Origin of the sequence: Ferruginibacter sp. (genome assembly GCF_028288465.1) — a bacterium.
GTDB lineage: Bacteria > Bacteroidota > Bacteroidia > Chitinophagales > Chitinophagaceae > Ferruginibacter.
The window spans coordinates 32,824-56,553 of record NZ_JAQBNR010000062.1 but is presented as its reverse complement, the minus strand read 5'-3'; the positions used below and the strand labels follow the sequence as shown (position 1 = coordinate 56,553).

Here is a 23,730-nt window from a genome sequence, read left to right as displayed (position 1 = left end):
CCCGAAGCATTTATAACTCATCACTTATAACTTTCTTATGCATCCAATCCTTTTCTTTAGCATCGCCCGATGCAACAAACAATGCAGTAAAAAACAGGAGTACAATTTGAATCATCCAGCCATACTGTGATTTTTCATCAAAAGCGAGCACGAAGGTTTTGTGTACGCCAAATAATTTAAGGGTTGATAAAATCATAGTAGCAGCACAGAGCAAACTTCCCAAAATCATCAATACCCTTGCGATTGCCGCAGTTGTTTTATTTTTTGAAAGCGGGATTTTTTTATGTAAATAATAGTATCCTGAAAAGAAAACAACATAGGGTATAATGATCATTATAAAACTAAAGAAGTGATCGAACCCGGGAATGTAAAATAACGTTACAGAAAATAATTTCAGCAGGTAAAAAATGCCAATGACCAGTGCTACAAAACCAATAAAACCTCCAAAAATAAGGGCCATCAGTTTAAAATATTTGTTGAAATTATTCATGAAACAAAGGTAGTTATTTTTATCCCTGTCACTTAAAGCAATGTGGTTGTTAAAACGTAAATATCGTTGCCATCCTTCTTACTTATCACCATTGTTTTCCGATATGGCAAGGCTCTAAAGAGTTCTGATTTGCTTTTTTTGGAGAATGAAAATGCACAAAAAAATCCCGATACTTTCGTACCGGGATTTGCAATAAAAATATAAGAGCTATTCAGCTTTTGGAGCTTCATCGGCAGCACCATCAGCGGCGGCAGCACTATCCATTTTTGCTTTCAATCCGGCTAAAACACCAAGATCACCTAAAGTTGATTTTTCTACTTTGCTCTGCAGATTTTTTACAGCCTTTTTGGTTACTTCAGCGTCTGCCTTCTTTTCTTTAAATTCAGCTTGCTTCACTTCTTCATGAGCCTGTTCCCACAAACGTGTGTGGCTAAGAACGATGCGTTTGTCGTTACGGTCAAATTCAATCACCACAAACTGGGCAATTTCATCAGCTCCAACGGTTTTACCATCTTCTTTTGCAAGGTGACGGCTAGGCGCAAAGCCTTCCAGTCCGTATGGCAATTGAACAACAGCACCCTTGTCATCTTTCTTTGTAACAGTTCCTTCATGCACGGTTCCAACAGCAAAAGTTTCTTCCAGTGAATTCCATGGATCTTCTTCTATCTGCTTGTGTCCCAATTGCAATTTGCGGCCATCTTTATCAATGTTCATAATGATCACTTCAATTGATGCACCCACCTTAGTGTATTCGTTGGGATTGTTGAAACGTTTCAACCAGCTTAAATCGCTTATGTGAATCATTCCACCAATACCTGTGGCAAGTTCAATAAACACGCCGTAAGGAGTAATGTTTTTAACGACACCGGTGTGTTTGCTTCCTTCTGGGAATTTCACATCAATTTCGCTCCATGGGTCGTTAGCCATTTGTTTGATAGAAAGACTCATCTTGCGGGTGTCTTTGTCTAACGTTACAATTTTCGCTTCGTACTCATCACCTAATTTAAAGAATTCTTTAGCGTTGATAGGAGTGTTGGCCCATGTAATTTCACTTACGTGTACCAAACCTTCCACACCAGGCATAATTTCAAGGAATGCGCCATAATCTTCAATATTAACTACTTTACCTTTCACTACTTCACCTTCTTTAATATTCTCGCTCAAAGTATCCCACGGGTGAGGAGTCAATTGTTTCAAGCCTAAGCTGATACGTTTTTTATCATCATCAAAATCCAATACAACCACATTCAGTTTCTGATCCATCTTCAACACTTCTGTTGGATGGTTGATACGTCCCCATGAAATATCGGTGATATACAACAAACCGTCTAAGCCGCCCAAATCAAGAAACGCACCGAAGTCAGTGATGTTTTTGATGGTACCTTCCAGTACTTGTCCTTTTTCCAGTTTGCCAATGATTTCAGCACGCTGTGCTTCGATATCGCTTTCAATGAGTGCTTTATGAGATACAACTGCATTCTTAATGGTTTCGTTGATCTTAACCACTTTAAATTCCATTGTTTTACCAACGAACTGATCGTAATCTGTAACTGGTTTAACGTCGATCTGGCTACCTGGTAAGAATGTTTCCATACCAAATACATCCACGATAAGACCACCCTTGGTTTTGCTGGTAACAATACCCGTAACGATTTCACCGGTTTTGTGTAACTCAACAATTCTTTCCCAGGCTCTGCTGGTACGGGCTTGTTTGCGGCTCAGATTCAGATTACCGTCCCTGTCTTCTTTTTCAACCACCATTACTTCAATGATGTCGCCTACTTTTAATCCGCCTGGTATATCCCTGAATTCATTCAGAGAAATCAGACCATCACTTTTAAAACCGATGTTTACAACTGCATCTGTTTTAGTGATTGCTTCAATGGTAGCCTGGATCATTTCACCGTCATTGATCTGCTTGAACGTGTTGTCGTACACAACATCGTACTTGGCTTTTTCTTCTTTGTTGTAACTTGAAACGTTACGTTTGTCAACGCTCCAGTCAAAGTCATCATGAGCAGTCACGATTCTTTCTTCAACGGGTGCAGCAGCCACTACTGGTTCAGCAGCAGGCGCTTCCACAGGCACATTTGTTACCGCAGCAGGTTCAGCACCTTCATTGGTAGCTGCTCCTTCCTGTGCATCTGCGTTTAGTTGTTTAATAATGTTAAATGACATAATATAATCCCGGTTTTTTAACGGGAGGGCAAAGGTAAGAAATTAAACGGAAAAAAGTGCTGAAAAGCCAGCTTTTTCAGGGGTTTCAGCCCCAAACTATTTGCAACTAAAAAGTGAATTTAATGCACAGTAAATTATCGGTTACCTATTCGCTATTTTTCCGGCCTATTACAGTAACAAGGCTACTATTGTTTTTTTGATTAATGGCGATTTTCAAAAGGGTGATAAATTTATTGAGTCTATTTCTAATTGTGTTTTCCCTGAATTGTAATTTAAAGCTTTCTCTTACGTCAATGGGAGATACTCTCGTAAAAACATGAGTTGCAAACCCCTGCATATTCAATATTTTAGACAAACTTGATGGAGAAAAAATTACCAAATGTCTGGGCATTTCCAAAGCTCTCCAGTTACTTTTATATTTTTTAGCGTAGTTGCATTCATAGTTAGGAGTTTCAATCACAAGCCGGCCACCTTCTGCAAGTGAATCATACATGACCAAAAAAATATTTTCATCAAATATTTCCTGTACAGATAAATGTTCAGCTACCTGAAACATAGTTATCAAATCAAACTTCACTTCCTTGTTACCAGAGTAAAAGAATTCTTTGGTAATCATCGTGTGTCCCTTTGAAGACGCAATTGCACTCGCCTGATCACTTGGTTCAAGGCCATATGTTTTTTTATTGTGTTTTTTCATGACGTCTAAAAAAGACCCTTTTCCGCATCCAATATCCAGAACGGTCTTCGCCTGAACAATATCATCATAAAAAGGATATAACTTTTTTTTCAGGAACGGAGAGAAAAGTTTACTGTAAAAACTATCTCGTAAATAGAAATCCAGAATCCTCAGCGATCTGGATATTATAGAATTATCAGTATGGGCATAATAGGTAGTTTCATAAAAAGGGTATGTTTCCTCCTGCTTCCAAAAAGGATATTGAAACAAAATATTGCATTTGTTGCATTCATATGCGCTGTATATATTTTGATCGCCATTTTTTTGAAGATCTTTATTGCGGGTAAATAAAACCATTCCCTGATTACAAATGGGGCAAATAATTTCCATACTTTGTTTTTTTTAATTATTAAAAGTGTTTAAAAAAGTATTTTAATCGGTTTCACCACTACTTTGCTTTCGGAAGATTTTTAGATGGATATTGAATTGAACTGAGATGAAGCGTCCTGTTGACTAGCAATTTTAAAGTACCTGACATTAAAAACACATATAAGGTAAGGCATTGTGAGTAGTAATTTAATAAAATCTAATGTAGTAAACAATTAATTTTGTTTAATGGCATTAAAATAGTGCTTGTCACATATTGTATCTTCCAGCTATAAAAAATTTTAATTATCTACGCCTGAATATGCGCTTGAATAAATTCTGTTTTATACTCCACTTCTTTTTGATATACAATTCACTAAAGGCGCAAAATTACCAGGCCATCAATGGATCCAGTTATGCTGGCAGTTTAGGTGCCCAAAATAATCCGGCCTCCATTGTAGAGGTGCCGTTTGCCTGGGATATTACACCTTTTGCAATTCAAACAAAAGAGACAACCAATTCCTTTATCATAAGGAATTATTCCATGCTTTCAGCTCCGTCAAAAGCAAAGCTAGTCGGCGAAAACGGCACAAAAAAAAGGTTTGCATTTACAAACCAGAATATACGCCTTTTTAATGCAAGGATAAATCTGAACAACGCATCGGCAATTGCTTTTGGTGCCAATATCCGAAGCTATGTTTATGCAACTACATCGCAGGTTAACTGGCAGGATACTACTCAACGTCTGCAGGATTTTATGAAAATCAATAATGGTCGCCTGCCCTTATCAGGCGAATCAAGGGGTAGTTCCTGGGCGGAACTATATGGGACCTACGCACGCACTATCTACAGTGACGATAGACGAATTTTAACGGCAGGTCTAACGTTGAAAATAAATCGTGCATTGGCCGGCGAGTATGTTAGCGCAACGGGCTTAAATTATATACCTGCCGGTAATACCGCGGGCTATCAGGTAACCGGGGGAAATGTTCAATATGGGTATTCTTCTAACTTTGATGAAATCGACAGTAACCGGTCCGCTTCTGCCAACAGAAAGAGTTTTTTTCAACATACCATGGCGGGCATAAGTGCTGATGCGGGACTTGAATATACTCTATTGGATGACGAAGCTGGAGAAGAGGGGAATGATTTTACCTACCGCACAAAAATCGGCATTTCGTTAATGGATGTAGGCCGGAATAAATTCCGTTACAGCAGCAGAAGCAGTAATGCTGCCGGCATTAAGCCAAACATGAGTGATACAGCCGTATCAAATGCTTTTTTTAATATTAATTCGACCGATGATTTTAATAACGGTTTAAAAACGGTAGCAGCTTCATTTACCACTTTAGCCGGGTTATTTAATATTTATCAGCCTGCACGTGTTATCATCAATGTTGATCAGCATCTTGCAAATAACTTTTATTTAAATGGAGAACTGACGGTGCCGGTTTTTCCCCTGGTGCCAAAACAAATCAGATATATAAAAGACATGAACCTGGTGGCTTTAACTCCCCGTTGGGAAACAAAAACCTGGGGAGCGTATCTACCCCTTCAATTAAACAATCAGAAGCAATTGTGGCTGGGAGCCGCTTTTAAAGCAGGGCCGTTATTATTGGGATCGCATAACCTGGCCAATATCGTTTCAAAAAATAAAATACAGTCTGGTGGTTTTTACCTGGCGCTCACCATACGGCCGGGTAAAAATCGTGATGGATCAGAAGGCGGAAGTGCAGAACGGGGATCAAGGAGATCAAGGCAAAGCCTGGAATGCCCGAAACTGTAAACCTGGCTTTGGTGTCCATTACAAAACAACTTTGTGAAATGCCCTCCATTGGATTACGACCGGCAAACAATACAGTGAAAGGTTCTCCATAGATACATATTTGTACCTTGTTATTTCTTTACTTTGTAAACGGTTAGTCAGCATTTAAATTTTATTATTATTCTGAACAAACGATCATTATTTCACCATTTCATTTTAAAACAAAAAAGTCATATGAAAAAAAACAGGAAGAGCGTCAATCGTCCATTTTCAATTAAGCGTTTATTACAACTGGCGGTGTTGCTGCTGGTGGTAACTACCGCAAAGGCAAATAACAATCATCCAGCTGCAGATCCTGCTATTGAAGGAAGGTGGGACCTTACCGTTGATATGGATGGCAAATCAGTTCCGTCCTGGCTGGAAGTGAGGCACTCCGGTTTGCATATGCTCACTGGATCATTTGTTGGAGCGGGCGGCAGTGCGAGGCCTGTTTCAAGAGTAAATTTTAAAGATGGGAAAATAAGCTTTACGTTGCCGCCACAATGGGAGCCGGAAGACAGGGACATTGTTGTTGAAGGCACATTGCAAGACGGCAAATTAGCAGGTACCATTATTGGAGCCAATGGTAAAAGCCATAACTGGACTGGCGTAAGAGCGCCCGATTTAAGAAGAACAAAACAGCCTGTTTGGGGAAAGCAGGTAAAGCTTTTTTCGGGCACTGATTTAAAAGGCTGGCATACAGAAGGTGAAAATCAATGGCAGGTAAAAAATGGCGTTTTAAGCAGCCCCCGCCCGGGATCAAATTTTATCAGCGACCAAAAATTTAATGACTTTAAACTGCACATTGAATTTAGATACCCGGCAGAAAGCAACAGTGGGGTTTACCTGCGGGGACGTTATGAAATACAGGTGGCGGACAATAAAGGCATGGAACCTTTGAAAGATTATTTGGGTGCCATTTATGGCTTTATCGCACCGTTGCAAATGGTGGCAAAAGCGCCCGGCGAATGGCAAAGCTATGATGTAACATTGGTGGGAAGAACCGTATCACTGGTAGCAAATGGAGTGGAAGTTATTTGCAGGCAGGATATTCCCGGGGTTACAGGTGGAGCTTTAGATAGCAATGAAGGTGAACCCGGGCCAATCATGTTGCAGGGAGATCATGGCACCATTGAATACCGCAATATTTTGATTACACCAGGTAAATAAGCGGATGCATAATTGATACTCGTTTTAGTGATTACAATAAAGCGCCCTTAGTATACAGGGCGCTTTATTGTAAATTCAATTCCATTTGTATATTCAGGCAAGCATTAACGTTGTACTATTTTATCGGCGTACCACTGTCGTAAAATATTTTGATGAGATTTTTTTCACCGGGGTTACTTTCCATTTCATAAGATTTTCTCCGCTTGCCATCGATAATTTCCAGTACTGAAGTATTGGGTGGAATGGAGCCAAGATTGTCGGCTAAAAAGGTGATGGTGTTTGGACCGGGTTGCAATGTTACGGTAATAAACTTAGGCGTTTTTTTTACCGGGCAACCTTTAATTAACCATTCATTATTTATTTTAATTGATACCGTGTCTCCGTCATCAATCACTTCATCCCAAATGGCAAGGGTTAGTTGTTGTTTTACGGATTTAATACCCCCCACCAGTTTTTCATCTTTTTTCAATAAGCTTTCCGGGCCCGATTGCGGGTATTCAGCAAAATACCTGTCTTTTGATTTATCGGGATCGCAAATTAATTTAACAGCAATAAATATTGCAGCACTGTCTTTTCTATTTGCGAAATCAAGTGCGAATTTTTTATTGCCAAATTCAAGATTCAGCCGGCTGCTATTTGGTAAATCATTACCAAAATTATCAGCAAAAAAAGTAAGGATATTCACTCCTGGGCGTAGCAGGATATCGGATTGCTGTGTCTTCTTTTCTATATCAATTTTATCAAAAATTACAATACCATTTAATGTAACGGATACACGATCATTTTTTCTTTTTTTGATTCCTGAAAAATTAACAACACCATCGCGGGTGGGTAAATACACAGTATCCTTTAAACCAAAATACGTGGGCGACAGAGCCGGTTCAAGTATATCATCCGAATTTTCACTATGCCAGGGAATGCTGCTGATTTTTTTTAAGCTGATGTCTTCATCACCTAAAAAATGTTTAAGTTTTGCCACCAATTTTGCGCTATCCGAATTTACTTCTGTTGTGGCAATAATATCTTTTTGTTTGGAGTGAATGCGCAAGAAATTTAAGACTGGAGCCCCTTTTAAATCTTTGCTAAGATCGAAGCTGCCGGTCAAAAAAAGAGTCCGGTCTTTTAATCCGAATGGCCTTTGAACACGAGGAAATTTATTTTTACTGATACCTACTTCCCGGATATTTTTTTTTGCCAGCAATAAATCATATTCAGCAAAAAAACTATCGCAGCTGATGAAGATATGTGCAGGATATAAAATATTCTGCTGAGAAGGTCCAATCTGTAACTGAAATTTTATACCGGGCATAATTGCATCCGGGGAATATACCATTTGCCAGGTACCTGAAAATGGATCTGTTTGTGCCAGTAGTTGTAAAGAATGAAAAAGCAAACTACAAATGAATAAAAAAATATTTTTAATCACATGCTTATTTTAAATATAATGTTTCAGGGTTGAAAGGTTAAAGTTAGTTTTAAATTTTGTCATTAATACTGGTGGAATTATGTAACAAGCATTTTATGGATGTACAATTTAGTTCGCAGATTTTTTTACATATTTGGTCAATATCACAATCATTGAATCGTTTACCCTGCCTTCTATTTGTTCGGGATTATCTTCCACCAAATGAATTTTACGCACAACAGTACCTACTTTGGCACTAAAAGTTGCTCCTTTTACATCGAGGCTTTTAATCAATACAACGTTATCCCCATTGTGTAATAAAGCGCCATAGCAGTCTACATGCTTCACAATATCATCAGGATCTTTATCATCACCAGATGCTTTGGCCCATTCCAATGTTTCTTCTTCCAGGTAAGCAATGTCCAGTAAATCTGGCACCCAGTCTAGTTGTTTTAATTTATGCAACATGCGCCATGAAACTACTTTTACAGCAGGCTCTTCGCTCCAGATGCTATCATTCAGGCAACGCCAGTGATTGGCATCTGCTGTTTCAATGTTTTCCATTTGCTGTAAGCAGGTAGGGCACACCCATATATGATGAGCTGCTTTATTGCCGGGGCTTGAGGGAACCGCATAAGCTGTATTGGCATCTGAAGATCCACACAATTCGCATTTCTCGCCACTTCTTTTTTGTAACTCTTTTTCAAAACTCATAGTAACAGTTATTTTTAACGGCGGCGAAGGTAACGAATTTAAATGCTATTGCTACTGGCGATACTCAGTGCTGTGATTCAAGGCAGATTTTACAGAGGCATAAAATGGTTGCCTCTTCTGGCGCAGTGGCATTTCCGTTTATTGAATGGTGAACAGGCCATTGAAATCTGTCGCACTAATTTTTGATGGTAGCAGCAGAAAGAGGTTGCTTTGTTTGCATGTATTGTCGCTTTACAATTTTGGCCGTTTTATGATCTCCTGTATGGCTCCAGCCTGGCGCCATAAAAATATAGGCCAGTTTATTTTTTATCCCAGGGGCATGGTAAACATCTTTTGCAAGACAAACAATTTCACCAAAATAAGCATCCCAAAAGTTATGGGGATTTATCGGGCGGGTAATGCCATATTCGGGAGGCATATCTTCTCTTTCATGTCGTAACGTACCAAATATTCTGTCCCAGATATTGAGCAGGTTACAAAAGTTGGTATCCATATACAATGGATTTCTGGCATGATGAACACGATGGTGGGAGGGCGTTAATATAATCCGGTTTAAAAAACCAAGCCGGCCATCCTTAATAATATTTTCACCCACATGAATCAGTGCGCCCCAGGTGCCGTCAATAAACATAATAAAAAAAAGCAAGGCAGGATGTACGCCCAGAATGATACAGATAGAAGTGCGGATGACATCTGCATAAGGCCCTTCAAGAAAAAAATGGGCATAGGTTACTGAAAGATTCATGGCATCAGGTACGTGGTGGGTAGAATGCAAACACCAGAACAACCTTACTTTATGGGCGAGATAATGGTAAACGAAATGCGCCAGTTCCCAAACGATGTAGCCATATATTAACCAATACCAGGTAAAAGTACTTTTGAACGGGGCATATTTTTCAAATAAGCCAATACAAAAGGCAACTGCCGCGATGGAAATAAACCTGCCGGTAAAGCGATTGAAAATAAAGATGAAAAAGTTAACCTTGTAAACACCTCCGGTAAATCTTTTAAAAATTAATCCCCTTATAATTTCGAACAACAGTAAAAATGGAATCAGTGGCCCCATGGCCGATGTAAATCCATCCAGGGTAGATAGTGAACTGTAATCTCCTGATTTAAACATTTGCAACCAGGCGTTGATTCCTAAAAATGAAATCAGTTCGTTGAATATTAGTTGTAAGGCTTCCATCGTTATTATATTTTATGGCAATTGGCCTGTAAATATAATGATCAAAGCGATTGGGCGAACAAGTGATTTTCGCCTGGTAATATTATCGCAAAAAGCTTTCAGGGACTCACCAGATGCATCCATTTATTAAGACTGATTTTACGATTAGATGATAGAATTGAAAGAATGATTTTTTTAACAATGCGACATTGTTTTTTTTTGTTAACGAAATAAAAAAGTCGCAATTTCAAATTTTGAAATAGCGGCTTTGCCAGAAAATGAATATTTATTTCATCAGCACCAGCTTATTGGTTTGTTCAAACTGTTGTTCATTTGATGTGGCAATTATTTTCAGTAACAGCAAGCCCTTATTCAAATTACCTGCATTAATATCGATAGTATATACGCCTGCTTTTTTGTTGTCATTTACCAATACCGCCACCGGTCTTCCCAATACGTCATATACTTTTATGGAAATCTTACTATCAAAGGGAAGCTCATATTGTATTGTACAGGTGGATGTAAACGGATTGGGATAATTAATGAACTTATAACCACCTTTAAAGGAATGGTTCTTTGCCACTAGGTTATCGTTACCTGTTCCGGATGCGTTGTTGCATGGTCCTAACGTCCAGCCTTGCTGCAGCTTTTTGTTGATCTCTTTTACTTTTGTACACTGCTCTTTTCCGTTATGGCACATGGCCACCATTTCATCCCTGCCATTGCCTGGACGTTTGTTATCTTCGCAATCATAATTGTTGGTTACATAACCGGCAGGTGGGATGGATTCACAAACACTGATGGGGTGACTGGCATCTCCAAAGCCATCACTATCGGCATCGCGGAAATAGGTTACTGGTGAGTGAATGGCTGGATTGTTATCATTGCAATCAGTGTTGTTTTTTACGTAGTCTGCGGGTTGGCTGCATGCTTTTATTGAATCATTTAAATTTCCATAGCCATCGTTGTCTGCATCGCGGTAATAGATGTTGTCGGCAGTGCATTCATTAACTTCAATGAATGCGGAACCCATACCAGGATTGGCACCATTATTACCATTAAAGTCAGCGATTTTTTTGAAGGAAGAGGTAGCCGGATCAAAGGAAAAAACGACGCCTGAATCACGTATACCACCAAGCGATGTCATCCCATATAATTTTCCATCACTGCCTTCCATAAAGTCTCCTCCCGGGAAAGCGCCGTCTAAACCAGTAAAACTGACAATTTTTTCATACCTGGAACTAAGTGGGTCGAAGTTAAAAATAACCCCTGACCCATAATCTCCTCCCTTGGATGTTGTGCCATATAATTTCCCGTCTTTTGCTTTTATCAGACTACCAAAAGGATAACTTCCTTCTGCATCATTAAAATCCTTCAGTTTCGTATATTTTGAACTGGGCGGATCATATGCGAAAATGACTCCATTGCCATAAATGCCACCATTTATAGTCAATCCATACAATTTGCCATCAGATGCCTGTACCAGATTACCCAAAGGGCGGGAACCATTGGTATAATCAAAATCAACAAGTTTTTTAAAAGTGGCAGTCAACAAATCGAATTCAAATAGTACCCCATAGTAATTGTATTGTCCTCCGGTTTGATTCATGCCGTACAATTTCCCGTTGGTTGCCTGCATAAGGCTGCCAGCGGGATTTCCACCGTTTACAATAGTGTGCAGTGAGTTTGGCACTACAGTATAGAAATCCGTAAAACGCATCAAAATTTGATAAGCTGTGTCTGCCGGATTGAAGGAAAAGATAACCCCGGCACCGTAGTGCCCTCCCCCCATTGCCATTCCATATAATTTTCCATCGTTAGCTTCAAAAAGACTCCCCTGTGGTTTACCGCCAGTACCCTCGGTATACATTCCTTCGTCTTTGCCAAAATCAACTAACCTGGTTGTGGCGAAAGTTTTTAGATCAAAAGAATATATTACACCTCGATTGTTTCGTCCCCCGGTTTCTGTCATTCCATATAGTTTCCCGTCTTTTGCCCTGACTAATTTGCCGGAGGGCGTTATACCTGTTTCAGAAAAGCCGGAGTCTGTATTATTGTACGAAAAAGAATGAATTGGCATCAAACTGTTTGCCGAAGGAGTGAATTTTATAATAGCCCCTGCGCCCTCGTTGCCACCACGAGCCGTCGTTCCATATAAAACCTGCGCCTTTACAAGAAATACACCTGCAATAAAGTAACTGATGCTTAGTATAATCTTTTTCATATTGAATTATTTTAGATTAATTAAATGTTGCATTAATAGCAATCGATGGTTTAGGGAAGAATTTAAATAATAATGGTGGGCTCTTTTTTATCACATACCTGGTTGGAAGAAGATGGCATAACGTACCGGAGCAATATCAATATACATCACAGCTAATTATTATAACTGTTGTGCGTTTGATTGCATAAAAATATTTTGAAGCGTTGCAAGCTGCAATGATGTATGTCAAATATTGCAATGATAGTTGTCATGATAAAGCGAATAATAAAATCTTGCCAGAAAGAATTTTTGGGAAATAAAAGGAAGTCATTTTTTGCTTATACTTCAGCAAGGGTAATCGTTGTATAAACGGAAAGAGCTGTCAGTAAATCATTCATCAAAACTGCTTCAAAAAACTAACCTTTAACAAGGCCTGGTCCTGCGTTTGCGTTTTTGCAGTTAGGTCCTGAAAGTCCCGGTGGTTAAGCACTACATAGATGTATGATAGGGGCTGGTACTCCCATGAAAGACGAATATTGTAATTCTTGGAATCATTCTCAGCATTCACCTGGTAAAAGCCAATCAGCTGAACACGGGGATTAACTGCAAAGCGTCCTTCGATTGAATAGAGGTCGATTTTTGTGGAGGTATTAAGTTCGCCCACCTTTAAAAAATTGTTGCGGTTAAAACGACCCGATAACGAAAAATGAGGTGATGGTGCGTACTGCAATGTCCAGTCACCGCTGCGGAGGCGACCGTTAAAATAAGTGCCCCACCAGTAGATGGTTTGCAGGTTTAATTTGCGTGCCGGATCAGTGCTTGCGTAAATTTTCTGACGGGTATATTTGTATGGTCCGGCTAAGATTTTTACTCCCAGCGGTTGAAAATTTTCTGTAAGAAACTGGTAAGTTGGAGTGGCGCTATACCCAAAGTAAGCACCGCTTTGCAGGTTTAGCCAAACAGGATAAATCGTCCACGTACGTTCCACTAATTTTCCGCTACCAACCTGGTGATAAAACTCCGGAAAAATGCTTGGTTCATATGCCCGCAACCATTTTTTAAAAGGCAGGTGTTTTCCGCGATACCACCAGAATACACCAGGGGTAGTACCAATTACATTGGTACGGGATACAAAGCCCATTTGCGGATCATAGTCTTTTGTAACGATGGATTCTGTCCACCACATTTTTAATTTGTTGCTAATAAAATAATATTGTGCATAGGCTGACATGCCTCGCTTGCCGGTATTACTGGTGTTACTTGCGGACACCATGGTACTTACAGAATGCGATTCCGCCAGGCGAAAAAATCCATCCACAGAAGCCACTGTATTATTACCCTGCGGTTGATTTTTAACAGTGACCAATGTACCGATGCGGTTTTGTTTTCCAAAGTTTTCAGAATAGCGGCCCACAAAAAAGTTGGTTCCCGGCGATGCCTCCATTTCTTTTTGCCTCATCATCATAGCACCATAATTCCTTTTGGAAGAGCGGTATACAAAACGGCCACCGTACTCCAGCGGTATCTGGTTGCCATTGTCATCCAGGCCAATGCGCCTGCTGAAGAAAGGTTGTATACGCATCAGGCCGCCCGACTCATCCGGGCTCTGACTTACACCGATGCCAAACAGGCTGGCGTTTTCTAAAAAGAATTGCCTGCGTTCAGGGAAAAAAACAGAAAACAGCGTGGTGTTGTTTACCTGCCGGTCTGCATCCGCTTGTGCAAAATCAGTGTTGGCGGTAAGGTCCAGGACAGCATTGGGATTGATGGCCCACTTAATTTCACCACCTGCTTTTAGTTTGGCATCGCTTGCTATTTTAACGCCATCTACTTTTTGTTTATCGTACGAAGTAATTAAATAAGGTTGTACCCTGATATTGGTTTTGGGTGGTGGCGGTTGTAGATTTCTCAACATGCCGGCATAGTCCATGCGCATCGAAGTAAACGAGCGGGGGTATGGCGAAAAGGCGGTCACTTCATTCGTAAGCCGGCGATTGCGGTAAATATTAAAGCCCCAGTTTTGTACACTGTCGGTAGTTTTTGGGTAACGCAATGTTTGCCACGGAATAGCAATCTCAGCTATCCAGCCAGAGTCCGTCCTGGTAGTCCGAACCTTCCAAAGTCCATCCCAGTCAAGATCGTAATAGATATCATCAAAGGATAACAGATCCCGTTGTACACCATAAGCATTTGTTGCAAGCGACATTGAATTTCTTTTGTCATTAAATCCATCAAATGATAGCATAACCAAATCATGCTGCAGTACATTGAAGTCGCGTTTAAAATCGGTGGCTCGTATCGCGTTCTTTCCAAGCGAGTCCTGCGAGAAAACGCCGAAGTATAAAAACTGTTTGTTGTACAACACTTTTACCTGTGTCTGAAAGTTGGGCGGGGTACCCTGTAATGGTTCTACCTGTATAAAATGAGACGAAGGCCTCGCCAGTTGCCATTCAGGCTCTTTTAATTGTCCGTCTATGTGCAGGGTTGTTTGTATCCGGACAGCTTCAAGGCTTCTGCGTACAGAATCAGGTTTAAACATATCTGTATCCTGGGCATAAGAATGGAAGGCACAAAACAGCAGCAGTATAGTTAGTCTTTTCATGTGAAGCAATAAGAGCGGGCTAAGATATTAAAAATATAAGCATTCACAGAAACTTAGTGTGCAATTAGAAGCAATACTGGCTGAAGAAATTAAGCCGTGTTAAAAAAAATATAAAGCATACCTTGCGTTGTATTCGTACGAAATTTTTCCTATCTTTAAATTGTAAAAGAGAATTTGGCAAGGATGCTAATAATTTAACAAGGCTTAGTAGTCATATAAAACAGTCAAACAAAGTGATAGCTGATCATGGACAGGTTGAATAAGATCGATAAAAATTAACCCTTAAAATTGTTGTATGGTATTGTTTTTTGTAACCGACATCGCCAGAGAGATGCTTCAGGCATTAAGCTGGACACTGATTCATTCATTATGGCAAGGTGTATTGCTGTCGGTAATTGCAGCCACCATCATTTTTTCCACCAGGGATACGAGTCCACAAGTACGCTATAATCTGTTATTAAGCGCTTTACTGGTTTTCATCGTGGCTGTTGCTTCTACATTTAGTTTGCAGCTTCTAAGAGCAAAACTCCTGATAGACTCTGCCCCCTTTATTCCTACGGTTCAAACACAGCTAATTCAGCCTGTGCAACCGGCGATAACAAAAAATAACTTACCCATAGTTGATGCAATCATTTATTTTATTGATAACAATGCAGGTAGCATAGTCTTGGCATGGCTTCTAATAATCGCATTGCAATTTATGCGGCTATCAGCGGGCTTGTATAATGTGAATAAATTGAAAAACCGGCAAGTGATGAATGCCGGCGATTACTGGAATGAAAGAATAGCTGCTTTAAGTATGCAATTACAAATACAGAGACGGGTGCAAATATTGCAATCAGCGATTGTAAAAATACCTTCGGTGATTGGCTATTTTAAACCGGTTATTTTATTTCCGGCAGGTATGCTGGCATCGTTGCCACCGGAAGAAATAGAAGCCGTGTTATTACACGAACTGGCGCATATCCGACGGAAAGATTTCCTGGTAAACCTGTTGCAGCAACTGGTTGAGATCATCTTCTTTTTTAATCCGGCTGTGTTGTGGGTTTCTTCTTTAATAAAATCAGGAAGAGAAAATTGCTGCGACGAAATCGCTGTGCAGCAAACGAAAAGCAAACAACATTACATCAATGCCTTACTGTCTTTTGAAGCCTTTAATTTACCGCAGGCTGCAATATTGACTACCGCCTTTAATGGTGAAAAAAATCAACTGATGAACAGAATAAAACGAATTATTTATAACAACAACAAAACCTTAAATAACATGGAAAAGAAATTTTTAGCGGCGGGTATTATTGTAACCAGTGTATTGATTTTTTCATTCACTGCTAACAACGCCCAAACGCAAACTCCCGGTAATAATCGTGCCACTGGCATAACCATTCAAACAGACACAGTTCCTTCTCCTTCGGCTACTGATCAACTGATCAATGGTACCATCAATTCAACCCAAAACGGGAAAAAATACATGCTGGTAACAGAAAACAACCAGGTAAAGGAACTGTATGTGGACGGCAAAAAAATACCGGAGGAAAAAATGGACAATTATAAAAAAGTTACCGCTAAAATATTGACTGATACAAAAATTGAACTGGAGCAATCGCAAAAAGAAATGGCTGAATCAGCAAAGGAAATGGAGCAATCCAAAAAGGAAATGGAAGAGGCAAAGCTTGAGCTGGGCCAGTCTCAAAAAGAGATGGCTGAATCTGCAAGGGAACTGGAACAATCCAAAAAAGAAATGGACGAAGCCGCCAAGGAGATGGCACTGGATAAAGAGCAGGCTGACAAAGATATCGAACAATCAAAGCGGGATATTGCGCAATCGAATATTGAGATGGCCGGGGCAAAAATTGAAATGGAAAAGGCGGAAAAAGAAATGAAGGAAGATTTGAAGCAATCCAAACTTGATGTGGAGCATGCCGCGAAAGATATGGCCCAGGCAAAGAGAGATATGGAGCAGGCTGCAAAAGATGAAGCCCTGGCAAAAAAGGACGAAGAGCGGGCGAGATTGTTACAGGAGAAAATAATTGCAGGCCTTATCAAAGAGCATATTATTACAGATAAAAATGAACTGAGCTCTTATGAATTAAGCAATAATGGGTTGATTGTAAATGGGGTTAAACAACCGGATGAAATTTTCAAAAAATTTAAGGACCAATACATCAAAGACAAGCATTTTTCAATGTCGTACAATAGAGAATAGTACAATAGTGAACAGGCTTGCTAAAAAAATAAACGCAGTGTTAACCGCCATTCATCAACTAGTTAACACTGCGTTTATTGTTGCTCTTTACAATGCAACACCCAAAACAACATTGACATAAAAGCCCTGCGTATTTGTTTTGGGCCCGCCATCCAGCGTGGTGGTATTTGTTTTCCATTTGGGATTGCCGATGCCGGAAAAGTAACCCGCCTTAAAACCTGCCACAGTATTATGCAACAGCTTTTTATTGATTAACGGCATACAGGAAACATGCAAACCAATGTTGCTTACAAACCCGTTGTAAGAAATATGCTGCTGGTTGGCGGTTCCGTTTAAATAGGAATTAAACGATTGAGTGCCGGCCAGCGTTTTTGAAATTCTTGCTCCAAACCACGAGTAGCTAACCCCGGCATAAGGAATGATAAATGTAGTAGAAGATCTTAGCAATGAAATGCCCAGCGATGTGCCTACTGTAGTGCCCCGCAATGAATTTTCTGCATTGCCTTCATCTTTGGTAGCTGTATAAGTTTGATAGTTGGTTAAAGTGGCCAACCTTATTTGCGGGAAAACGGTAAAGAAGCCTGCACCTCTTGTGAAGTAGGTTTTATTAAATTTCATAAAGCCCGCCGCTGCCAGTTGCTGGTTCAGGTTATCGAAGTCTGGGCTTTGAAAACCGAAGGCGCTGTGCAACACCATTCTCTTTGGAATCAACGGTTTTGTGCGATCCTTTGCCGCCGCAATATCTGCCGGACTTGGGTTATACACCAGGCTGGTAGCTGAAGTTGTGGTCGGTGCTTCCGCGGGCATTTTATCCAGCAGCATCAAATAGGGTTTGTGCAGATGATGGATAAAAATGTTACTGGTATCGTTCGGGAATTCTTTGTAGTAAGCGTCATCGGGTAACAATACAATGGTAGTGCCTGTTCTTACATAATTATTGCTGTTGTAATAATCCGGCGCAGTAAAGCCAGGGATAGATTTGCTTACCATTTTAGATGCTACACCGCCCAGATATTTTTGAAAATTGCGCTGCGCTTTTTTTGTGGGTTTATCTAATTGATTGTAGGCATATTTTAATGCGATCCTGTTAATCAGGCTTTGCTTTTTAATCATGTCGCCTGCCCCTGCAAACGGATTGGGCCTGTTGAAATCATTGGTTGTTTGAATGGAAAAAGGAACCTCGGGTACCCAGTCTGCTGCATTCACCACATTGAAACCCCAGCCACCCTGAACCATCGCTTCGTACTCGTAGGCATAATACAAATTGCCGGGTTTGGGGCCTGCACTGCAATACGTTTTAAAGCGGATATCTGCCGGTAGCTCATTTGTTTTTTGCAGATTGTATAAATAAGAAGTCATTAAAAAAGCAATGGCTCCGCCTTGGCTATGACCCATAATTAAAAACTCTTTAGTACCCTTGCTATAGAGCTCTTTTATTTTGGGCAGTATGTCTTTACTTAAATAAGCCGTGCTCAATAACCAGCCAACATGTACGGCTGCATTGGGATTAGCCGCCAGCTGGTAGGTAAAAACTTCTTTGTCATTGATCTGGATCTTACCTTTCGCTGGTACCATGGCCGCATAAAAATTCGCCAGCCAACTCTCTGGCTTTACGGTGGTACCTCTTATGCTGATAACTGCAGTATTGTTGGGAGCTGTCCACAGGTCCCATAAATTATCAAGACCAATAACAGCAGAACGATAGATCATTTGATAATCTTTCGGTGCTTCAAAGTCCTTTGCATATTCTTCGTTTGCGGCGGTTCTTACATTCAATAACATCAATTGCCGGTATTCTTCTTTATCAAAGCCGGACTTAAGATGCTGGGCGGCGGCGGTAAGCAAAAATCCAACTGCGGCAAGGGTAAGGGTTGATTTTAAAATCAGGTTTGCAGTACAAGTAATGAATCTCATAATAGTTGTTTAAAGTGTTTGGAATAAAAAGATTTTTGCGGGGTAAAGACAGTCTTGCACAGTGTGTACGATAGTTACTGCACTAAATTTGTTGGTTTAACCGGTGCTGCATTTAACCTGGCCAATAATATTTTGCCATTGTTCAGCAGCAGTTGGTTATTAACAATGCTCCAGTTATTTACCTGGCCCAGAGCCTTCGTAAATTCCTGTTCCCTGGTGGCTTCAATACAGGCCATACGGGTTGTTGCAAGCGGTAAAAAATGTATCAGGTTCACGCCCGTTAATTCAACAGTGCCGGTAAGGTTATTGCAGCCTGCGTTGCCTGATACCCTAGTCACCTGTCCCGGGAAAAACAGCAGGTGAGCTTTGCCTTCAGTAACCGGTGTACTGTTTAGCTCTGTAAGGTTCCATTGATTGGCATACAACATTTCACTGCCGCCGGTAACCTGTGTTTGTTTTTTTGTATTGGAGCAATTGTTTAACAACAGTAGCAGTGCAATCGCAAAGAAGCATCGCTTTAAATTTTTCATAATCAAAATTTTAAAACAAATGGATGACGAGGACCATAATTTAGTCGAAGTATCTATTGAATAGGGCACTCTATTTTATTAAGCGGTACACTCTTCTTAAAATCCGTTTCCTGCAGATTTTTGAAGACCATTTTACCGTTGCGCTCTTCCATTTCGCCATATCCTTCCCTGTCCGTATCGTCTTTAATTAAAAAGATGATTTGCCTTACCGAGTTCACTCCCTCCGATAGAAATTTATAGTCGGCAATCAGCGTGTCGCCATGTAATACGCCATCGATATCCCCGGTATTACTATCCTTTTCAAACAATTTATATATCAACCGGCCGGTGACTACATTTGGAAATTTTTCCACTTTTAAATACACGGAATCTTTGCCGCCCGGGGTGGAATAGCAATAAATATTTGGAATCATTATTTTCATTTCCCCGGTTTGTGAACTGTCCGTTACGGCGGGTGTGGTTGCAGATTGTTTTGTTTCGCGGCATGACGTAACGTTAACAGCAGCGGTCGTAAATAATAGCAGCAATAGATATCTCATAGCTTAATTAGTTGTATATTAGGTCAACCCCGTTGCTATACTGTACATTGAAAAGGGGAGATGTGAAAAATTTACTACAATACCCATGCTTATTTTTTATCACATACACTTTTGTTGAAGAACTGCATTACAAGTTGTATAATGATAGTTAATATTTCAGACGTGTTCAGATATCCGTCTCTATTTCATTCAAATCGTTGCACAAGATTTAATCAATTAATAATTTGCCTGTATGAACAAGGCGAAAGAAAATGTAGCAGTGGGTAAATTTTTACACAATTTCTGCCAGAAGCAAATGTGGTTAAAATTAAAAAAATGCCTGCAGACATAGCAAGATCCGGGTTTTACAAAACACATGAGTTAGCTACTTTTATAAAAAATAGCAACATGAAAACAGATTTTTTAATGAAGTCTTTAAACGAAAATGAATTCAGTTTCCTGTTTGATTTGAGCGATGATCAACTGGCTGAAACAGGCGCTGTAAGAATGATCGTAGACAAGGAACGTGGCTTTCCCTGCAGGGTAAGTCTGGATAATCCTGCCATAGGAGAAGAAATTTTATTACTCCCTTACCAGCACCATAGAACAAATTCACCTTACCAGGCTACAGGTCCCATCTTTGTAAGAAAGCAGGCAACAACAGCTGCAATGGCAGTCAACCAAATTCCGGTGATATTGATGAACAAGCCACTTTCTTTAAGGGGATATGATGAAAAGGGTTTTATGAAAGAGGCAGCTGTTACCGAAGGTGACGCACTGAGTGAGCAGATTGAGATTATGTTTTCAAATCCTTCAATCACTTATATCCATATCCACAGCGCTAAACAAGGCTGTTATAATTGCTCGGTTGAAAGGGTACAAGTATGGCAGAAACCTGGTGTCTTGTACGGCCATCGGAAACATTTTTTTCATGCGGTTTAAATGAATGATGAATTTATTACAGGCAGAGATTTGCTGAAATTGTTGGCAGATTAATTCCATTCAATTACAGTAATTTCAGTACTATAAATTATCAGCCACATGAAATGTATGTTGTTCCTGCATTCTTTCTTTTTAGAAGTAGTTAACTGCTGCGGTTTTATTATATGTTTTATCGCTATTGATAGCACCAATGTATCGGCGCAAATCAGCACGGATCGCTTGTACAAAGTTTTAACCCTCACCGGCGAGAAACAGGCGGCACGTGACTTGCCGCAGGATCATGGTGTAACAGGGCTATATCAAAAATTGCTGAAACTTACAACTACTGCCAGTGTGTTGCATACCCAGGCGCACCCCGACGATGAAGCTGCAGACCTGGTAACTTATCTTGGCCGCGGCACCGGCGCCCGGACTGCTTTACTGTCGTTAAACCGGGGCGAGAGTGGTGGCAATGTGGTGGGCGTAGAAGCATTTGAAGCATTAGGATTATTAAGAACAGAAGAGTTTTTATTGGCGGCCAGTTATTATGGTTTGGATGATTTGTATTTTACCAAACTGGTTGATTATGGATTTTCAAAAAGGGTAGAAGAGGCGTATGATAAATGGGGTAAAGAAAATGTAATGCGGGAGATGGTAAAGGTTATCCGTATCAACAGGCCGTTGGTGATCGTGTCCCGGTTTCATGGTTCGGAAAGAGACGGGCATGGAAACCACCAGGCAGCAGGCGAAATAAGTCAGCAGGCTTTTTTGCTGGCCGGCGATCCGTTGGCATTCCCCGAGCAAATTAGTGGTGAAGGATTACGGCCGTGGAAGGCGCTTAAATTTTACCGAGGCGGCGTGCAAGAAAATGAGCATTGGAATATCGGATTGAATACCGGGGAGTACAGTCCATGGCTTGGCAAGTCCTACAAAAATTTTGCTGCGCTGGGATATAGCTTTCACCGCTCACAATTTGCCGGGCAAATCAATGAAGTCAGCGGCCCTGCTGTTCAATATTACGAACGTCTTCACAGCAATTTAAAAAGCAATGAAAAAGAAAATAGTTTTTTTGACGGAATAGACACGACTATCACCGGCATCTTTACCATGAGTGGTGAAACGGCACCCGCAGGAATAATGCCTTTACTCACGGACATCGCCACAGACATAACTCAAGCAATTGCCGCACTTCGTGTTGATACACCTGTAGCTGTAGTTTCGCAGCTTACCGATGGCTTATCGAAAACACGTGCTGCCATTCGTTTACTTACCTATCCGTCTGAAGCGCTTTTTTTATTACGCATCAAAGAACGCCAGTTCACGGATGCTATCAACACGGCCCTGGGCATTCATTTGCAAGGCATTGCCGTGCCGGAAAATACAAGCAATACCCGGAACTTCTGGGAACCGCTCCCAACGATGGGGGTTGCCGTTGCTGGCAAAACTTTTAAGGTACAAGTGGAGCTGGTAAACAACAGTACGGTTTCAATTTCGCCCAAACTAATCCGGATTACCGGTCCGGCCGGAACAAGGTTGATTGGTAATGAAGCCGTGTTTAACCAGTTGCGGCCGAATGAAAAAATAACGCAGTCGTGTGAGGTGACCCTTTCTGAAAATGCACCTTATTCGCAACCTTATTTTTACCTGGATTCGTTGCAGCAGAATCAATACTTTTTAAAAAACCCAGCATACGAATATTTACCATGGGGTGCTCCGGCAATGAATGTGTCCGCCACTTATACCATTAACGGGGAAGCAATCGAACTACAAATGCCGGTTCAGGTAAGGCAGGCCAATCTGCCTTACGGTTATAACGATTACACGCTAAAAATAGCGCCGGCAATCGCCGTAAATATCCAATCCCGGCACGGTATTATTCCGCTGAATAAAAAAGTGAAGAGTATCGATGTGACTATAGAACTGGTCAATAATTATGACAGCATTATCAGCGGAAGCCTGGCGTTGAAAGTACCCACCGGCTGGAAAACGGTTCCGCAACAAAAAGCTTTTTCCTTTAGCAGGGCTGGAGAAAAAAACAACTTTACCATAAAAATTTTAATGCAGGGCATTGAGCAAAAAAATTACGCTATACAGGCGACCGCATTGGCGAACGGTAAAGACTATACGGAGGGCTATGAGCTAATTAACCATCGGGATATGGACCAGGCTGTATTGTATCATCCTGCTATCGCCAACATAAAAGGAATGAACGTCACAATCACGCCGGGCATACGGATCGGGTATGTAATGGGCGTTGGTGATGAAGTGCCACGCTGCCTTGAACAGCTGGGCGCTACGGTACAGTTACTCAACCCCAGTGATCTTTCATCCGCTGTTTTAAGCAAGTATGACGTAATTATGATTGGCACAAGAGCCTACGCCGTTCGCTCCGATTTAAACACTTACAACCAACGCCTGCTGGATTATGCAAAAAATGGGGGCCACTTAATCGTGTTGTTTCAAACGCCGGAATTTGTACCACAAAAAATGGCTCCATATCCTGCTGTATTACCAGATAATTCCGAAGAAGTTTCTGAAGAAGATTCGCCCATTCAATTGTTGGATGAACATCACCGGGTGTTAAATTATCCAAACAAGATAACGGTGAAAGATTTTGAGCATTGGGAAGAACAAAGGGGTTCAAAATTCTTTTCAACCTGGGACGCTGCGTATACGCCCATTGTTGCCACGCATGATAAAGACCAGGCACCACAGAGCGGCGGATGGCTGATGGCTAAATTTGGAAAGGGGTACTATACTTATTGCGCTTATTCATTTCACCGGCAGTTGCCAAATGGCGTAACGGGTGCCTACCGCATTATGGCCAATTTAATCAGCTTCGGAAAGAAATAAGTGCTGGGCGTGGCC

The 23,730-nt window shown here is 40.7% G+C and carries 16 protein-coding genes; 5 read left to right on the top strand and 11 right to left on the bottom strand.

Annotated features, from left to right (window positions below):
• Window positions 1-10: 10 nt before the first annotated feature.
• From JWR61_RS24045 to JWR61_RS24035, 3 genes are all read right to left on the bottom strand, one after another.
• Window positions 11-490, bottom strand: coding sequence for a hypothetical protein (locus JWR61_RS24045; RefSeq protein ID WP_301930244.1), 480 nt, complete (start codon window positions 488-490; stop codon window positions 11-13).
• A 207-nt stretch (window positions 491-697) separates the two neighbouring features.
• Window positions 698-2,668: a 30S ribosomal protein S1 gene (gene rpsA, locus JWR61_RS24040; protein WP_301930243.1), complete on the bottom strand. Its 1,971-nt coding sequence runs from the start codon at window positions 2,666-2,668 to the stop codon at window positions 698-700.
• A gap of 145 nt (window positions 2,669-2,813) precedes the next feature.
• Window positions 2,814-3,734 carry a class I SAM-dependent methyltransferase gene (locus JWR61_RS24035; protein ID WP_301930242.1) on the bottom strand — a complete coding sequence of 307 codons (921 nt, stop codon included), beginning with the start codon at window positions 3,732-3,734 and terminating at the stop codon, window positions 2,814-2,816.
• Between the two features lie 337 nt (window positions 3,735-4,071).
• Here JWR61_RS24035 and JWR61_RS24030 point away from each other — a divergent pair, with 337 nt between their 5' ends.
• Together JWR61_RS24030 and JWR61_RS24025 are read left to right on the top strand one after the other, a co-directional pair.
• Window positions 4,072-5,496 (top strand): hypothetical protein, encoded by a 1,425-nt coding sequence (locus JWR61_RS24030; protein WP_301930241.1) that lies wholly within the window; start codon window positions 4,072-4,074, stop codon window positions 5,494-5,496.
• A 213-nt stretch (window positions 5,497-5,709) separates the two neighbouring features.
• Window positions 5,710-6,684, top strand: a complete 975-nt coding sequence (locus JWR61_RS24025) for a DUF1080 domain-containing protein (RefSeq protein WP_301930240.1) — start codon at window positions 5,710-5,712, stop codon at window positions 6,682-6,684.
• Between the two features lie 115 nt (window positions 6,685-6,799).
• Here the strand turns inward: JWR61_RS24025 and JWR61_RS24020 are convergent, their stop codons facing one another.
• The 5 genes from JWR61_RS24020 to JWR61_RS24000 all read right to left on the bottom strand — a co-directional run bounded on the left by JWR61_RS24020 (window position 6,800) and on the right by JWR61_RS24000 (window position 14,776).
• Window positions 6,800-8,110, bottom strand: coding sequence for a hypothetical protein (locus JWR61_RS24020; protein ID WP_301930239.1), 1,311 nt, complete (start codon window positions 8,108-8,110; stop codon window positions 6,800-6,802).
• Window positions 8,111-8,218: 108 nt separating this feature from the next.
• Window positions 8,219-8,803 carry an alkylphosphonate utilization protein gene (locus JWR61_RS24015; RefSeq protein ID WP_301930238.1) on the bottom strand — a complete coding sequence of 195 codons (585 nt, stop codon included), beginning with the start codon at window positions 8,801-8,803 and terminating at the stop codon, window positions 8,219-8,221.
• Between the two features lie 175 nt (window positions 8,804-8,978).
• Complete coding sequence (locus tag JWR61_RS24010; RefSeq protein WP_301930237.1) at window positions 8,979-9,992, bottom strand: sterol desaturase family protein; 1,014 nt, start codon at window positions 9,990-9,992, stop codon at window positions 8,979-8,981.
• Window positions 9,993-10,257: 265 nt separating this feature from the next.
• Window positions 10,258-12,195, bottom strand: a complete 1,938-nt coding sequence (locus tag JWR61_RS24005) for a choice-of-anchor tandem repeat GloVer-containing protein (RefSeq protein ID WP_301930236.1) — start codon at window positions 12,193-12,195, stop codon at window positions 10,258-10,260.
• A gap of 376 nt (window positions 12,196-12,571) precedes the next feature.
• Window positions 12,572-14,776 (bottom strand): carbohydrate binding family 9 domain-containing protein, encoded by a 2,205-nt coding sequence (locus JWR61_RS24000; protein WP_301930235.1) that lies wholly within the window; start codon window positions 14,774-14,776, stop codon window positions 12,572-12,574.
• A gap of 295 nt (window positions 14,777-15,071) precedes the next feature.
• On the opposite strand from JWR61_RS24000, the gene JWR61_RS23995 reads away from it, so the two are divergent.
• The gene (locus JWR61_RS23995; RefSeq protein WP_301930234.1) at window positions 15,072-16,979 is read left to right on the top strand and encodes a M56 family metallopeptidase; all 1,908 of its coding nucleotides are present in this window, start codon (window positions 15,072-15,074) and stop codon (window positions 16,977-16,979) included.
• A gap of 87 nt (window positions 16,980-17,066) precedes the next feature.
• Here JWR61_RS23995 and JWR61_RS23990 read toward each other — a convergent pair whose 3' ends face one another.
• The 3 genes from JWR61_RS23990 to JWR61_RS23980 form a co-directional block, all read right to left on the bottom strand.
• Window positions 17,067-18,893 carry a lipase family protein gene (locus JWR61_RS23990; RefSeq protein WP_301930233.1) on the bottom strand — a complete coding sequence of 609 codons (1,827 nt, stop codon included), beginning with the start codon at window positions 18,891-18,893 and terminating at the stop codon, window positions 17,067-17,069.
• A 74-nt stretch (window positions 18,894-18,967) separates the two neighbouring features.
• Window positions 18,968-19,423 carry an META domain-containing protein gene (locus tag JWR61_RS23985; protein ID WP_301930232.1) on the bottom strand — a complete coding sequence of 152 codons (456 nt, stop codon included), beginning with the start codon at window positions 19,421-19,423 and terminating at the stop codon, window positions 18,968-18,970.
• A gap of 53 nt (window positions 19,424-19,476) precedes the next feature.
• Window positions 19,477-19,962, bottom strand: coding sequence for a hypothetical protein (locus JWR61_RS23980; RefSeq protein ID WP_301930231.1), 486 nt, complete (start codon window positions 19,960-19,962; stop codon window positions 19,477-19,479).
• A 387-nt stretch (window positions 19,963-20,349) separates the two neighbouring features.
• On the opposite strand from JWR61_RS23980, the gene JWR61_RS23975 reads away from it, so the two are divergent.
• Window positions 20,350-20,883 (top strand): DUF1203 domain-containing protein, encoded by a 534-nt coding sequence (locus tag JWR61_RS23975; RefSeq protein WP_301930230.1) that lies wholly within the window; start codon window positions 20,350-20,352, stop codon window positions 20,881-20,883.
• A 99-nt stretch (window positions 20,884-20,982) separates the two neighbouring features.
• Window positions 20,983-23,715, top strand: coding sequence for a PIG-L family deacetylase (locus tag JWR61_RS23970; protein ID WP_301930229.1), 2,733 nt, complete (start codon window positions 20,983-20,985; stop codon window positions 23,713-23,715).
• Window positions 23,716-23,730 lie beyond the last annotated feature (15 nt).

Coding starts and splice junctions, on each gene's coding strand:
- JWR61_RS24035 (WP_301930242.1), bottom strand. CDS start 3,734: ATGGAAATTATTTGCCCCATTTGTAATCAGGGAATGGTTTTATTTACC.
- JWR61_RS23975 (WP_301930230.1), top strand. CDS start 20,350: ATGAAAACAGATTTTTTAATGAAGTCTTTAAACGAAAATGAATTCAGT.
- rpsA (WP_301930243.1), bottom strand. CDS start 2,668: ATGTCATTTAACATTATTAAACAACTAAACGCAGATGCACAGGAAGGA.
- JWR61_RS23970 (WP_301930229.1), top strand. CDS start 20,983: ATGAAATGTATGTTGTTCCTGCATTCTTTCTTTTTAGAAGTAGTTAAC.
- JWR61_RS24045 (WP_301930244.1), bottom strand. CDS start 490: ATGAATAATTTCAACAAATATTTTAAACTGATGGCCCTTATTTTTGGA.
- JWR61_RS24025 (WP_301930240.1), top strand. CDS start 5,710: ATGAAAAAAAACAGGAAGAGCGTCAATCGTCCATTTTCAATTAAGCGT.
- JWR61_RS24005 (WP_301930236.1), bottom strand. CDS start 12,195: ATGAAAAAGATTATACTAAGCATCAGTTACTTTATTGCAGGTGTATTT.
- JWR61_RS24015 (WP_301930238.1), bottom strand. CDS start 8,803: ATGAGTTTTGAAAAAGAGTTACAAAAAAGAAGTGGCGAGAAATGCGAA.
- JWR61_RS23985 (WP_301930232.1), bottom strand. CDS start 19,423: ATGAAAAATTTAAAGCGATGCTTCTTTGCGATTGCACTGCTACTGTTG.
- JWR61_RS24010 (WP_301930237.1), bottom strand. CDS start 9,992: ATGGAAGCCTTACAACTAATATTCAACGAACTGATTTCATTTTTAGGA.
- JWR61_RS24000 (WP_301930235.1), bottom strand. CDS start 14,776: ATGAAAAGACTAACTATACTGCTGCTGTTTTGTGCCTTCCATTCTTAT.
- JWR61_RS23990 (WP_301930233.1), bottom strand. CDS start 18,893: ATGAGATTCATTACTTGTACTGCAAACCTGATTTTAAAATCAACCCTT.
- JWR61_RS23995 (WP_301930234.1), top strand. CDS start 15,072: ATGGTATTGTTTTTTGTAACCGACATCGCCAGAGAGATGCTTCAGGCA.
- JWR61_RS23980 (WP_301930231.1), bottom strand. CDS start 19,962: ATGAGATATCTATTGCTGCTATTATTTACGACCGCTGCTGTTAACGTT.